The organism is Ruegeria sp. I1 (assembly GCF_056532675.1).
The window spans coordinates 186,573-201,294 of sequence record NZ_JBQFNM010000002.1 but is presented as its reverse complement, the minus strand read 5'-3'; the positions used below and the strand labels follow the sequence as shown (position 1 = coordinate 201,294).

At 57.9% G+C, this 14,722-nt stretch carries 13 protein-coding genes; 3 read left to right on the top strand and 10 right to left on the bottom strand.

What is annotated here, in order from left to right:
• Positions 1-39: 39 nt before the first annotated feature.
• The 3 genes from ACR0DH_RS04800 to ACR0DH_RS04790 form a co-directional block, all read right to left on the bottom strand.
• Positions 40-813: a Hint domain-containing protein gene (locus tag ACR0DH_RS04800; protein ID WP_480540539.1), complete on the bottom strand. Its 774-nt coding sequence runs from the start codon at positions 811-813 to the stop codon at positions 40-42.
• Between the two features lie 178 nt (positions 814-991).
• The gene (locus tag ACR0DH_RS04795; RefSeq protein ID WP_480547533.1) at positions 992-1,648 is read right to left on the bottom strand and encodes a sulfotransferase family 2 domain-containing protein; all 657 of its coding nucleotides are present in this window, start codon (positions 1,646-1,648) and stop codon (positions 992-994) included.
• Positions 1,645-2,580, bottom strand: a complete 936-nt coding sequence (locus tag ACR0DH_RS04790; protein ID WP_480547531.1) for a DMT family transporter — start codon at positions 2,578-2,580, stop codon at positions 1,645-1,647. The genes ACR0DH_RS04795 and ACR0DH_RS04790 overlap by 4 nt, the downstream gene beginning before the upstream one ends.
• 128 nt (positions 2,581-2,708) lie before the next feature.
• Between ACR0DH_RS04790 and ACR0DH_RS04785 the strand changes: the two genes are divergently transcribed.
• Complete coding sequence (locus tag ACR0DH_RS04785; protein WP_480547529.1) at positions 2,709-3,722, top strand: hypothetical protein; 1,014 nt, start codon at positions 2,709-2,711, stop codon at positions 3,720-3,722.
• Positions 3,723-3,728: 6 nt separating this feature from the next.
• Here ACR0DH_RS04785 and upp read toward each other — a convergent pair whose 3' ends face one another.
• From upp to ACR0DH_RS04750, 7 genes are all read right to left on the bottom strand, one after another.
• Positions 3,729-4,361: a uracil phosphoribosyltransferase gene (upp, locus tag ACR0DH_RS04780; RefSeq protein WP_170531985.1), complete on the bottom strand. Its 633-nt coding sequence runs from the start codon at positions 4,359-4,361 to the stop codon at positions 3,729-3,731.
• Positions 4,358-5,344, bottom strand: a complete 987-nt coding sequence (locus ACR0DH_RS04775) for an adenosine deaminase (protein WP_480547527.1) — start codon at positions 5,342-5,344, stop codon at positions 4,358-4,360. Before ACR0DH_RS04775 ends, upp begins: the two co-directional genes overlap by 4 nt.
• Entirely contained in the window at positions 5,341-6,552 is a 1,212-nt protein-coding gene (locus tag ACR0DH_RS04770; RefSeq protein WP_480547525.1) for a phosphopentomutase, read from the bottom strand. Before ACR0DH_RS04770 ends, ACR0DH_RS04775 begins: the two co-directional genes overlap by 4 nt.
• The gene (locus tag ACR0DH_RS04765) at positions 6,549-7,856 is read right to left on the bottom strand and encodes a thymidine phosphorylase (RefSeq protein ID WP_480547523.1); all 1,308 of its coding nucleotides are present in this window, start codon (positions 7,854-7,856) and stop codon (positions 6,549-6,551) included. Before ACR0DH_RS04765 ends, ACR0DH_RS04770 begins: the two co-directional genes overlap by 4 nt.
• A 4-nt stretch (positions 7,857-7,860) precedes the next feature.
• The gene (locus tag ACR0DH_RS04760; protein WP_480547521.1) at positions 7,861-8,253 is read right to left on the bottom strand and encodes a cytidine deaminase; all 393 of its coding nucleotides are present in this window, start codon (positions 8,251-8,253) and stop codon (positions 7,861-7,863) included.
• Between the two features lie 91 nt (positions 8,254-8,344).
• On the bottom strand, positions 8,345-9,448 hold the full coding sequence (locus tag ACR0DH_RS04755; RefSeq protein ID WP_480547519.1) for a cupin domain-containing protein: 1,104 nt from the start codon (positions 9,446-9,448) through the stop codon (positions 8,345-8,347).
• On the bottom strand, positions 9,411-10,115 hold the full coding sequence (locus tag ACR0DH_RS04750; protein ID WP_480547517.1) for a hypothetical protein: 705 nt from the start codon (positions 10,113-10,115) through the stop codon (positions 9,411-9,413). Before ACR0DH_RS04750 ends, ACR0DH_RS04755 begins: the two co-directional genes overlap by 38 nt.
• Before the next feature lie 185 nt (positions 10,116-10,300).
• On the opposite strand from ACR0DH_RS04750, the gene ACR0DH_RS04745 reads away from it, so the two are divergent.
• Complete coding sequence (locus tag ACR0DH_RS04745) at positions 10,301-12,574, top strand: NADP-dependent malic enzyme (RefSeq protein WP_480547515.1); 2,274 nt, start codon at positions 10,301-10,303, stop codon at positions 12,572-12,574.
• A 251-nt stretch (positions 12,575-12,825) separates the two neighbouring features.
• Complete coding sequence (prpE, locus tag ACR0DH_RS04740; RefSeq protein WP_480547513.1) at positions 12,826-14,715, top strand: propionate-CoA ligase PrpE; 1,890 nt, start codon at positions 12,826-12,828, stop codon at positions 14,713-14,715.
• The last annotated feature ends 7 nt before the right edge of the window (positions 14,716-14,722 follow it).

Genomic DNA, 14,722 nt, shown 5'->3' with positions numbered 1-14,722 from the left:
GGCGCGGAATTCCGCGCCTGTATCTGTCTTAGCGCTGGATTAAATCCGCCATTCGGACCGCAAGAACAGAACCGGTGAATTCGGTCTACCCGGGCGACCCGGGCGCCGCAGCCCTGCAGGCGGGCGGATCGGGAAAATCGGGTCCTGCGGGATTGGCGCAGGCAAAGCACCCAACGGGTTCGCCAGAACCGAAACGTCTCCTCTGACGGCAATCGAAGCGATCAGCGCCGCAGCCGCTGCATCTTCAGCGACCTGATAGGGCGCTTGCTCTCGTGCCGCGCCCATGCCGAAACGCCCTGCCGGGCAATAGGCCTGCAAGCCGCCTTCGATAAAGATCACCTCATCCGTGTCAAAGAACAGCGTGGTCACCTGAAACGATGACCCCGGTACCTGTGACGACATCCGGCAGGAGCCATTCAACAGTCGTGCGGGAATAACTGATACGCCATCCGCCTCCGGATCAAGCTTGGCAAGATCAATGGCCATACCCTGTTCAGGCATCAACCAGACAGGCCGACCGTTATAGGCTGCACGCGCGGGAACAAAGATAGGCACATAATCGGCGCGGGTCTCATCGGCAGGAATGACGACGCAACAGGTCGAAACCCGACGCACTTCGCGAAACCCGTTGTCCAGCGTTCGGACCAAATCGCCTACAGCGATGCGTTCGATCAGTTTCCAACCGCTTGTGGTCGCAACCTTGGTACCATGCAACAGGCCCCCACGGCGGGCGTTTACGGCCTGATCAAGGTTGTTGTGATCAGCCTCAACAGGCTGATCCGAGAACTCAGAAAAACTCACTACTTCTAACACGTGCCCTACCCCCTTTGGCACAAACCAACACTGCATTATGGGTAGCACGGAAAATGTCAGAGCGACTTATTTCTGACATATTTGCGCCCAATTTGGGCCATTTAAGGCGGATTCCGCGCGGATTTCTTACACAAAATCGGCTCTGACATCGCCTTTGGTTCAGGTTTGGAAACGCCCGCTATACAAAGCCATCGAACTGATATCCGAATCTCTGAATATCTTCTGCACAGGCCCGTGCCACCGCTTCGCGCGTCTTCGCCACATAATACTGGCGGTAATCGCGGTCCCGCTCAGACTTGTTGAGATGCGGCAAAGTCAGTTCAAACCCAAGATGATCGACCAAGCACTGCGCATCATCTCGGAAATACTCAAGGCGGATGAAGGCGTCACATTTCTCGATCCCATTGGACATGGTGACATATGAGCGGGCCGGGTTGTGGTGAAAGGTTCTGAGCGTGGCAGGGTGCAACACGAAACCCTCAAAATCCAGCTCTTGCGCGCGGGCGACGTCCGGGTGATCAAAACTCTGTGTCCGCAGCCAATGGTAGTAGCTGACAATCCGATCCCACGGATTGCGGACCAAGGTGAAGACAAACATGTCCTCGATAGCCTGCGTCGACAAAACCCCGTCGATATCGGCCAAGGTAGAGTGCTTCCATAGCCGCCCCCGCGCGTTTAGCGACTTTGCCCGACGTCTGCGTTTGATGGCCTTTGGTGTATCTCCAAGCAGGATATCGTCCTTCATCGCCCGCTGCTCCAGTGCCAGCGCAAGAGAGGTTCCCCCGGTCTTGGGCATATGCACAAACACATATCGGCGCCCGGTCGAGATGATCATGCGATCTCCTGCTCGGCCTGCATGCGGCTGGATCGCCACCCCAACAGAACCCCTGCTGAGGCAATCAACCCGATCCCGACGACCTGCATTGCGCCAATCGATTGCCCCAATGCGACCCAGGCAAACAGCGGACCGAACACCATCACCGAGTATTCAAACACCGCCACAAAAGACGGCTCACCCACCTGATAGGCTTTGATCAGCATGAACACGGCAACAGTCGACCCTATAGCCTGCACCAACAACCATGGGATGGCAGGCTGGAACTCTCTGACAGCGCCGCGGGTGACGAACCCTTCGGCACCTTCAGGTGTGGCAACCGGAAAGGCCGTCAAGAACGCCATGCCGATGGCGCCCGCCAGCCCCAGCGTGATCACCATATTGGCCAGCAATGCCAAGGTGCTTTCTTCGGAGCACAATTGCCGCGTGGTGATCGAGCTGAGCGCATAAAGCAACCCACCCAGAATGGGCAGCAGGGTCCTTACGTCAAAATCCGTCGGGCTGGGCTGGAGCACACACAGGATACCGACAAAACCGATCGACACAGCCCCGATGCGCCAAGGTCCGATGGGTTGCTTCAATCCCAGCGCCGTTATCAGCAGCACAAATATCGGGGCGCTGAAAAGCCCGGCCAGGGCTTGGGCGATTGGCATCAATGCCAGAGAACCAAAATAAAACAACATGGCAAATGTGATCAGGACGCTGCGCAATATGACAGGCCCCCAGCGCTTGGGCCTAAGCGTGCCAAACCCGATCAGGGACAAGCCCGCAATCAGCGGCAGCATCAAAAGAGCGCGGCTTAGGTGAAACTGCCACAGGCCGATTGTGTCGGCCAACAGGATCACCACATTGTCGATGACCCCGATGATCGCCATCGCCCCCAGCATGAGGGCAGCGGCCAGTACCGGTGCGTTTCTTTTCCCTGCCTGCATATTTTTGACGATCCCGTTCCATGCCCCGCCATCCAGCACAATTGAACGTGCAGGCGCAACACGTTTGCGCCGTGCCTTCGCCGCGTGTTATGCTGTGGCAAAACAAATTTCGAGCAGACCCAACCCAGATGACGGCCCTGAAACAGTACCAGCGGATCGAAGCCACCGGTCTGTGGCGCCCTTCGCCCGATGAGCAGCGGCGCGAAGTTGTCGTGTCGATCGGAGAGGCGACGCTGACGATCTCGGATTTCAATGATCGCGCCTTGACCCATTGGTCATTGGCGGCATTGGAGCGGCAGAACCCTGGGACATATCCGGCGATATTCAACCCTGATGGCGACCCGGATGAAACGCTGGAACTGGCCGAGAGCGAAAAAACGATGCTTGAAGCCATCGACCGGCTGCAACGCGCCATCGACCGGGCCCGCCCGCATCCTGGGCGGTTGCGTTGGCTGAGCGTTGGTGGGGTTGTTGCGGCCGTTCTTGCGGTAATGTTGCTTTGGTTGCCAGGCGCGTTGCAAAGCCATGTTGTCTCGGTCGTGCCCGAGGTTAAACGTCAGGAGATCGGAGAGACAATCCTGAAACGGATCGAGCGCGTCTCGGGCCGCGCTTGTGCCTCACGCGATGCGCAGGCCTCGCTGGATCGTCTGGCCAAACGGACCGGAGTGCGCCAAATCATCATTCTGCCCGCCGGTGTTCAGGACAGCCTGAGCCTGCCAGGCGGCACCGTTCTGCTGAACCGATCCCTGGTCGAAGATCATGAGGATCCTGCCGTGGCCGCCGGATACATCATCGCCGAGCGTTCCCGTTCAGCGCAGCAGGACCCGCTGGATGATTTGCTGGACCGCACCGGTGCAACCTCGGCCTTTCGTCTTCTGACGACCGGAGGTCTGACACCGCAGATCGTCGATACTTATACCGAACAGGTTCTGTCTGAACCGCGCCCTTCGGTGAGGGACGAGGATTTGTTGGCGATGTTCGCACAAGCCGCCCTGCCCTCGACCCCCTACGCTTATGCGCGCGACATTACCGGCGAAACGGTGTTGGGGCTGATCGAGGCAGACCCGATGGCTGGACGAACATTGGAACAGGTGTTGCCGGACCGCGATTGGGTCCAGCTTCAAAACATCTGCGGCGGATAAGCGCGACTATTTGGTTCCGAACATCCGGTCCCCGGCGTCCCCAAGTCCGGGCATGATATAGCCTTTGGAATTCAGCTCACGATCCAGCGCGGCGGTTACGATATGCACGTCGGGATGTGCTTCTTTCATACGCGCAACGCCTTCCGGTGCAGCCAGCAGGCAAAGGAAACGGATATCCGTGGCACCGGCCTCTTTCAGTAGATCAATCGCAGCGGCAGAGCTATTGCCTGTGGCCAACATCGGGTCCACCGCGATGACCAGACGATCCTTCAGGCCTTCAGGTGCTTTGAAGTAGTATTGCACGGGCTTCAACGTCTCTTCATCCCGGTAAAGACCCACAAACCCGACGCGGGCCGACGGGATCAGCTCCAGGACCCCATCCAGCATCCCATTGCCCGCGCGCAAGATCGAAACCAGCGCCAGCTTCTTTCCAGCCAGAATGGGGGCGTCCATCTCCTCCATCGGTGTTTCGATATGGCGGGTGGTCAGCTTAAGCTCTCGCGTGACCTCATAGGCCAACAACAAGGTGATTTCGCGCAGCAACTGCCGGAACACCGCGGTCGAGGTGCCCTTGTCCCGCATGAGCGTCAGTTTGTGTTGCACCAGTGGGTGGTCGACGATGGTCAGGTGATCGCTCATGTGGTCTCCAGTCTTTTCTTGACCCGCGCGCGGGTGTCTTCATCGCAAAACGCGGCGTTCAGGGCGGTTTCGTTCAAGGCGGCGAAATCATCGGCGCCCCAACCAAACGCTGCGTTCAGCATCTCATATTCGCGCCGCATGGTCGTGTGAAAAAACGGCGGGTCGTCTGTAGACACGGTGACGTTCACACCTGCATTGCGCAAGCGCGCAATCGGGTGTGCAGCGAAGTCCGGGAACAGACCCAGCACCACATTCGATCCGGGGCAGACCTCAAGCGTGATACCCCGATCCACCAATTCGTGAACCAGATCAGGGTCTTCGATAGCACGCACGCCATGGCCAATGCGCTCGACACCAAGGTCCCGCACCGCATCGCGGACGCTCTGGGGCCCGCCGAATTCGCCCGCATGCGTGGTCAAGCGTAGACCCGCCTCACCCGCACAATCGAAGGCCCATTTGAAATCACCCTGAGTGCCTACGGATTCGTTGCCACCCATTCCAAAGCCGGTGATCCAATCGCCAGCGGTTTCCGCCGCGCAATACGCGCTGCGCTTGGCCTTGTCGGGTCCGAAATGGCGCACACAGGTGACCACCCCGCGCAGGGTGATGCCAAACTTGCGCTCGGCCTCATCTGATGCGTCCTGAATGGCTGTCAGATAGTCGCGCCAAGCGTGAAGATCACCACCCCCACAGAAATCGGGACTGAGGAAAGTTTCTGAATAAACCACCCCATTTGCCGCGCTTTCTTCGAGGATCGCCAGCGTCAGGCGGCGAAAGTCCTCGGGCGTTTTCAGGACCTCACAGGCCGCTTCATAAACACTCAGGAAATGGGCGAAGTCCCGAAAATCATAGCTGCCATCGGGTTTGAAAATACCGCTCAGGTCGATGCGTTTTTCATGCGCCAGCTGCCGGATAAAAGCAGGCGGGGCGGCACCTTCGTGATGCAGGTGTAACTCGATCTTTGGCAGGTCAGCGACAGTCATAGAAAGCTCTTTCCCGGCCCTTGCGGCGGTACGTTCAGATGATGGGCGATGCTGGCGGCGACATCAGCGAAACTGATTTGGCCGATCTGACCCGCACCTGCCCCGGCAACAAGCACCGGAACCTGTTCCCGAGTGTGGTCTGTGCCGATCCAACTTGGATCATTGCCGTGATCCGCAGTCAGCAGCAGTAGATCACCCGGGCGCAGCTTTTGCAGGATTGTGCCAATCTCGCGGTCGAACCATTCCAGCGCCCGTGCATAGCCGCTGATGTCTCGGCGGTGACCATACAGGCTGTCGAACTCGACAAAATTGGCGAAGGTCAGACTAGCCTCTTCGGCTTCGTCCACCAGATCCGACAAATGCCCCATCAGGTCCGCATCCGACCCTTTGCACAGCGTATCGATCCCCTGCATCGAAAAGATGTCACCGATTTTGCCAACCGCGTGCACACGGCGACCCGCATCCTGCACCCAATTGGTCAGCACTGGCGCAGGCGGCAGGATCGCGAAATCCTTACGATTTGTGGTGCGTGTGAATCCATCTTCGGGGGAACCGACAAATGGTCGCGCGATAACCCGCCCCACTTTCATTTCATGCAGGCGCGGCGCAAGCGCCTTACACATGTCCAACAGACGATCCAGGCCAAAGCTTACTTCATGCGCGGCGATCTGGAACACGCTGTCGGCCGAGGTGTAGCAGATCGGCCAACCGCTCCGCATATGCTCGGCCCCCAAATCCGCAATGATCGCGGTTCCTGAGGCATGGCAATCGCCCAGAATACCCTCGGTCCCTGCGGCCTCGGCGGCGGCGCGGCTGAGATCAGGCGGAAAGGCCGGTTGCGTATCCGGGAAGAAATGCCAATCCCAAGGGACCGGCAGGCCGGCGAGTTCCCAATGGCCTGAGGGTGTGTCCTTGCCCGGTGAAAGCTCTCGCGCGCAACCCCACAGGCCGATCGGGTGCGCGTCCAAACCCGGTGTTGCATCGCCCGAAGCCAGATGTACCGCAGCACCCAATCCCAGCGCATCCAGATTTGGCACGTTCAATGGCCCGCTGCGCCCATCTTCAGCCAGACCTTGCGCACAAGCCTGGGCGATATGCGCCACCGTATTTGCACCGGTATCTGGCACGTCGCCATTGAAGAATTTCTCGGCATCGGGTGCGCCACCGATGCCAACCGAATCCATAACGACCAGAAACGCCCGGCTCATGCCGTGATCCTTTCGTGCACAAGATCGGGTGGGGCGGTTGGTGCGTCTTCGATCTGAATAGCCGCCAGAACACGCTCGGTAGCTTGCCGGGCTGCATCCTCTCGGGCTGCATGAATGGCGACAAGCGGGGTGCCTTTCGTCACTTTGTCGCCCAAACGCATGATGTTTGACAGGCCAACGGCAGGGTCGATCACATCGCTTTCGACCTGACGGCCACCGCCCAGAGCGACAACTGCAAGGCCCAAAGCCTCTCCATCAATAGCCGAGATGTATCCGTCCTTCGGTGCCGGAACTTCGCGGATGACGCTGGCCTCGGGTAGGAAACGCGACCATGTGTCGACGAACCGCACCGGGCCTCCTACTGCTGCCATCATACGACAAAACCGCTCAGCCGCGCGGCCATCGCGGATGATATCGGCGATCTTTTCGCGACCTTGCTCGGCGGTTTCGCACATCCCTGCATCCGCCAACAATACACCGCCCAGTTCCGCAGAAATCTCGGCCAAAGGCGAAGCGGCATCGCCGGTCAGAACTTTCATCACTTCAGCCACTTCAAGCGCATTGCCCAATGACGGGGCCAAAGGCTGGTTCATGTCCGTAATCACGGCGGAGGTCCGGCACCCTGCGGCATTGGCAGTTTCGGTCAGGGCGGTGGCCAGCTTGCGCGCCTCTTCAATCGTTTTCATAAACGCGCCGCTGCCAACCTTGACGTCCAACACCAAGGCAACCGGGCTGGCCGCCAATTTCTTGGACAGAATCGAAGCGGTGATCAGATCAAGGCTTTCTACCGTCGCAGTCACATCACGGACGGCATAAAGTCGTTTATCTGCGGGCGCGATGTGCCCCGTCGCACCGACAATTGCGGCACCTGTGTCTTGCAAAATCTGAGTCAGTCGGTCCTGCCCGATCTGTGTGGTGACGCCAGGTATCGCTTCCAACTTGTCCAGCGTGCCCCCCGTATGGCCCAAACCGCGCCCCGAAATCATCGGGACATAGGCCCCGCACTCCGCCAATGCCGGTGCAAGCACCAGACTGACGCAATCGCCCACACCACCGGTTGAGTGTTTGTCGATCACCGGACCATCGACATCCCAGCTTAGCACATCGCCGCTATCGCGCATTGCTACGGTCAGATCAGCGCGACCCCGGGCACCCAGACCGCCCATGCAGACGGCCATCGCAAAGGCACCCGCCTGCGCATCGCTAACAGCACCATCGGCGAGGCCTTGCGCGAACCAGTTCAGCTCCTGAGCCGATGGAACCTCGGTCCGACGCAGCTTGGCGATGATCGAGCGGGCATCCATCTGGTCAGACGTCCTGCATATGAGAAGCGTCGAACGCGCCGGGCAGAAGATCGCCGATAGTTGTCTCTAGCTCGACACCATCCGTGGTTGCCAGGGTCACTTTGATATCACGGGCCCCAAACTCGGCCAGCTTTTGGCGGCACCCGCCGCAGGGCGGCACCGGCTGCGGGCTTTGGGCGACCACATAGACCTCGGCCAGTTCGGTCTCACCTGCGGCAACCATCGCGGCAATTGCCCCAGCCTCAGCACAGGTGCCTTCGGGATAGGCTACATTCTCAACATTGCAGCCGACATAGAGCGCGCCCGAGCCAGACAGGACCGCCGCGCCCACCTTAAAATTCGAATATGGCGCATGGGCGTTTTCGCGGACTTTCAGGGCGGCATCTTTGAGCGACATGGCGATTCCCTATTTTTGATCAACCGGTCAGAAAAACGTACCTTACTGAAAAACTCCGGGGAAGTTGAACCCCTGAGCGTTTGTTTTTTGACTAATCCAGTGTCGTATTGAACGTTCCCGGCAAGGTGACCTCAAGCAATTCGATATTGTCGGACGGATCAGACAATCGGGTCCGCATTCCCGGCGGTATTACGAAAGCATCACCTTGCTCCAGCCGGTAAGGCTCGCGCCCTTCCCCTTCCAATGTGACCTCTCCATCCATCACGAAGGTAAAGTGGATATCGGTGTCGTGGCTCGCCCAGAGGGGCTGACCCTGCCCACGGCGCACGACCTGCACCCCGGCCACACCTTTGGTGTTCTCGGCAATCGTCGTGTCGCGGCAGATATAACCCGGCAGGCGGAAAGGTACCCATTCAGCGTCCTGCGCCTTGTTATACACAAAGCGTTGACCCTGCCATTCCCGGTCCGGGCGCAAATGCGGGGTCGGCAGTGTCATTTCATGATCAATCTCGGTCACGTGCTCGGCTGGGACGCCAATTTCGATCACCTGCACGTTGTCCGAGGCTTCCAGCACGCGGTGACGGATTTCCGGCGGCTGGATAAAGCAATCCCCGGCAGTCAGGCGCATCTTGTCGCCCTGATCCTCATAAACAACATCGACCCAGCCATGGATACAGAAGATCAACTGAAACCCAACCTTGTGGAAATGCACCATATCCGGCACCGGACCACCGTCGGGAATGCGGATATGACTGGCGATGATGGACCCGCCCAAGCGATCCGGTACCAGATCGCGGTAGTGCATGCCAGCCCGACCAATGATCCACGGAGCCTGATCCTTAAGTCTTCGAACCACAAAGGAATGCACCGTTTCTGGCATCACAAGTGGCGGATCAAGTTCTTCGATTTCAATGCGTGTGCCGTTTGGCGCGACCAGCGCGCGCTTGCCTTCGGCAAAGCCATCGGGGTCGTCCGTTAGAATACGCAGGGTTCCCGCTGGTTCCGGCGCATCCTTTTCAATCCGCAGCCGCAACCCATGCCCGGAAAACACCCCGACCCGAGGATCATCGGCTGGATAGATCATATCCATCTTCATCCCCAACACTTTGGTGTAGAACGGGATATCCTCTCGCAACTCCTGCGTGGGCAGGCGGATTTCAGCGCGGATCGGCGATGGGGTTGCGGTTTGGCTCATCTTTGGTCTCTTCGGTCAGCAGTTTCGGCCATCCGATCAGAACCGAAGCCAAAAGGCCAATCGAAAAGAACATCTCGAGCGTTTCTTCCAACACGAACAGGCGTGTGGCCATGGTAAGCGACAGGCTCGCACCATAGAACCCGGCAATTTCTTCCAGAAGCTGTGCAACAACGGCGGCTGTACCTGCCAGAACAAAGACAAGCAGGAATGGTGCCCGTAGCTTCAGTGCCCGCCAACCGCAAGGTATCCCGTGCGTCACAATCCCGCCGAGCACCAGAACCGCGAGCAAAATCCGAACCAACATGACATCCAAGATGATATCCAAACCATCCAGGATCACGAACGGCACGCTGCCTGTAGTATAGATACTTGCCTCCAGTTCGCGCTCAGCCAGCAACAAACAGACAAGCCCGATATAAAGGCGCCGAACACCGGGAAAGCGATAGAAGGCCGCAATACCTGCAACAAACAGGCCCGCAGCAGAGACGGTCTCGATCACACCACCTTCTTGATTGAATGCTGACGCCTCAATCGGCCATATCGTAATGGCGGCAAGTAGCGCTACACAGCATAGGCCGACTGCAGCAAGCAGAAGCGTGGTTGGTAGAACGCCAACCGAAGCTACCGGCACATAGTCCCCGGTCGGTGTCTCGGATTTGAAAGTCATGCCCGTTTGTTCTGCTCGTTCGGTAGACTTGGGTGTGTGAGTGAAGGGTAATGTAAAAAAATTATGACAGCTTTCAACCGCGCGATGCAGAATATCGAATTGTGCGCCCCAGTAGGCACAGCATAGCCAAGTCAAAAAGAATAGTTTAACACTAAACCAAATCCTAGAACGGAGCCGTATCGCTGATGTCCGACTCAAGCAGCCAAAGACAAGCCGCACTCGACTATCATGCCTATCCGAAACCCGGAAAGCTTGAGATCAGGGCAACGAAACCCATGGCCAATGGCCGCGATCTGGCGCGCGCCTATTCTCCGGGGGTGGCAGAGGCCAGCCTTGAGATCAAAGCCGATGCCTCAAATGCCGAGCGCTATACGGCGCGCGGCAATCTGGTTGCCGTTGTGTCAAATGGCACGGCTGTTCTGGGGCTTGGCAATATCGGCGCATTGGCCTCCAAGCCGGTGATGGAGGGCAAAGCGGTTCTGTTTAAGAAGTTCGCCGGCATTGACTGTTTCGATATCGAACTGGACCAACCCGACCCGGAAAAGCTGGCCGATATTGTCTGCGCACTGGAACCCACCTTTGGGGCCATCAACCTGGAAGACATCAAAGCCCCGGATTGTTTTGTTGTCGAAAAACTGTGCCGCGAGCGTATGAATATCCCCGTGTTTCACGACGACCAGCACGGAACAGCCATTGTTGTTGGCGCAGCGGCCAAAAACGCGCTGCATGTGGCGGGCAAATCTTTTGAGGATATCAAGATCGTCTCGACAGGTGGCGGGGCGGCCGGGATCGCCTGCCTCAGCATGCTGGTCAAACTCGGTGTTAAGCGGGAAAATATTTGGCTCTGCGACATTCACGGTCTGGTCTATGAGGGCCGCGAAGAGGATATGAATCCGCACAAGGACCAGTTCGCACAAAAGACCGAACTGCGCACGCTGGATGACGTGATCGACGGTGCCGACCTGTTCCTTGGCCTCAGCGGTCCCAATGTTTTGAAGCCCGAGATGGTCAACAGAATGGCCAAACAACCGATCATCTTTGCTCTGGCCAACCCGACGCCTGAAATCCTGCCGCAAGCGGCGCGCGAGGTGGCCCCTGACGCGATCATCGCAACGGGTCGCAGTGATTTTCCCAATCAGGTCAATAATGTCCTGTGTTTCCCATTTATCTTCCGCGGCGCGTTGGACGTCGGTGCGACCGAAATCAATGATGAGATGCAGATCGCCTGTGTGGACGGGATCGCCGAAATGGCCCGCGCCACCACAAGCGCCGAAGCCGCAGCAGCCTATAAGGGCGAACAGCTAACATTTGGTCCCGACTACCTGATCCCCAAACCCTTTGACCCGCGCTTGGTGGGCGTTGTGTCGTCCGCCGTTGCCAAGGCTGCGATGGACAGCGGGGTGGCAAAGCGCCCGATCGAGGATCTGGATGCCTATAAGGAAAAGCTGAACCAGACCGTCTTCAAATCCGCCTTGCTGATGCGACCGGTGTTCGAGGCCGCCGCTGCTGCCTCACGTCGGATCGTGTTTGCCGAGGGCGAGGATGAGCGTGTCTTGCGCGCCGCTCAGGCTATTTTGGAAGAAACCACTGAAACGCCGATCCTGATCGGTCGCCCTGAAGTGATTGAGGCACGCTGTGAGCGGCTGGGCCTTACGATCCGACCCGGCAAAGACTGCCAGATCGTAAACCCTGAAAATGATCCGCGGTATTACGACTATTGGAATTCCTACCATAAAATCATGCAACGCCAAGGGGTGACGCCCGATCTGGCCAAGGCCATCATGCGCACCAACACCACTGCCATCGGCGCGATCATGGTGCACAGAGGCGAAGCTGACAGTATGATTTGCGGCACGTTTGGTGAATACCGCTGGCACCTGAACTACGTCGAGCAGGTTTTGAACACAGCTGCTCTACACCCTCACGGTGCATTGTCTCTGATGATCCTTGAAGATGGCCCGCTATTCATCGCGGATACTCATGTGCGTCAGTTGCCCTCGCCTGAGGAACTGGCCGAAGCAACTATCGGGGCAGCCCGGCATGTGCGCCGCTTTGGTATTGAACCCAAGATCGCCTTTTGCTCACAATCGCAGTTCGGCAATCAGGCGGAAGGGTCCGGCAAGCGCCTGCGCGCGGCCATCGAGATACTGGACCAGAAACCAAGGGATTTCATCTATGAGGGTGAGATGAACTTGGATACCGCGCTGGACCCGGATTTGCGGTCCCGCATATTCCCCGACTCGCGCCTGGATGGTGTCGCCAATGTGCTGATTTTTGCACATGCGGATGCTGCAAGTGGGGTTCGGAATGTTCTGAAAATGAAGGCAAACGGCATCGAGGTCGGACCAATACTTATGGGCATGGGCAACAAAGCACATATCGTTACCCCGGCTATCACTGCGCGCGGATTGCTTAACATGGCCGCCATCGCCGGTACTCCGGTCGCACAATATGGGTGAATTGGGCGCAAACTGGGCCGGCACAGCTAAAGAACGAGTCGGCCCTTTGCAGCTTCTAGTTAGCAAATTTGCAATTCTGAACTTTCCTAAACCTGAGCCATAATTTTTTAGAGAGTTTGCAAAAATTTGCAGCTAATTCTGAACGTTCCTGCAAAGATTTTGCGATAAACTGACGCGCCGTCACTTGCGCAGCTTGTCTGAAATGCAGACGGTCCCTAACAACAAGCGCATTGCTTTGGGAGGACGATGAATTGGCATATCAGGACGTTTACGACAGCTGGAAAAACAACCCCGAGGCGTTCTGGATGGACGCTGCAAAAGGGATCGACTGGGTCCAACCTCCGACCAAAGCGCTGTTTGACGACAACGCCCCTCTTTACGAATGGTTCAGCGATGCGCAGGTCAACACTTGCTGGAACGCTGTTGACCGCCATGTCGAAAACGGGCGCGGCGAACAGGCTGCGATTATCTATGACAGCCCGATCACACATACCAAGCGCGAAATCTCATATGTTGAACTTCGCAACCGTGTTGCCACATTGGCCGGAGCTCTGCGCGCCAAAGGCGTCGAGAAAGGTGACCGGGTCATCATCTACATGCCCATGATCCCAGAGGCGCTCGAAGCAATGCTGGCCTGCGCGCGGCTCGGCGCTGTTCACTCGGTTGTCTTCGGCGGATTTGCCAGCAACGAACTGGCGGTGCGGATCGATGACGCGAAACCCAAGGCGATTATTGCCGCATCTTGCGGGTTGGAACCGGGCCGTGTTGTACACTACAAACCGCTGTTGGATGGGGCCATAGAACTGGCCGAGCACAAGCCTGAATTCTGTGTGATTCTTCAGCGTGAGCAAGAGGTTGCGCAACTGATCGAAGGGCGCGATTTCAACTGGCACGGCTTCCAATATGGCGTTGAACCCGCTGAATGCGTGCCTGTGGCAGGCAATGATCCAGCCTATATCCTTTACACTTCGGGTACCACAGGCGCACCGAAAGGCGTTGTGCGCCCAACAGCCGGGCATCTGGTGGCGCTCAACTGGTCGATGAAGAACATCTATAATGTCGATCCCGGCGATGTGTTCTGGGCGGCCTCTGATGTGGGCTGGGTCGTTGGGCATTCCTATATCTGCTACGCCCCGCTGATCCACGGGAACACTACGATTGTGTTCGAGGGTAAGCCCGTCGGCACACCAGATGCGGGCACCTTCTGGCGCGTGATCTCGGAACACAACGTGCGCAGCTTTTTTACTGCGCCGACTGCGATCCGCGCTGTCAAACGCGAAGACCCAAAGGGTGAGCTGCTTTCGACATACGATCTGTCCTGCTTGAGGGCCCTCTATTTGGCGGGTGAGCGCGCCGATCCCGATACAATCATTTGGGCGCAGGACGCGCTTAAGGTTCCAGTGATCGATCATTGGTGGCAGACGGAAACCGGCTGGACCATCGCAGGCAATCCGCTAGGGATCGAGGAACTTCCAATCAAGCTGGGCTCACCGGCCAAGCCGATGCCCGGTTATGATGTCCAAATCCTTGACGAAGGCGGCCACCCGATGAAACCGGGTGAGTTGGGGGCAATTGCAGTAAAGCTGCCCCTGCCCCCTGGTACGCTGCCGACGCTGTGGAACGCCGAGGCGCGGTTCAAGAAATCCTATCTTGAGCATTTCCCCGGCTACTATGAAACCGGCGACGCAGGCATGATCGACGAGGATGGGTACCTTTACATCATGGCGCGCACCGATGATGTGATCAACGTGGCCGGTCATCGCCTGTCGACAGGCGGCATGGAGGAAGTTCTGGCCGCCCATCCCGACGTCGCAGAATGTGCGGTGATCGGTGTTTCGGATCAGTTGAAAGGCCAGATGCCGGTGGGTTTCCTGTGTTTAAATGCGGGCGCAACGCGCGATCATGGCGATGTGGTTCAGGAAGTCGTCAAGATGGTCCGCGACAAGATCGGGCCCGTGGCGGCCTTCAAGCTGGCGGTTGTAGTGGATCGTTTGCCCAAGACACGCTCGGGCAAGATCTTGCGCGGTACCATGGTCTCGATTGCCGATGGGCAGGACTACAAGATGCCTGCAACCATCGACGACCCGGCGATTCTGGACGAGATCAAGACGGCGCTGCAAACCATCGGTTACGCTCAATAGGATCGGG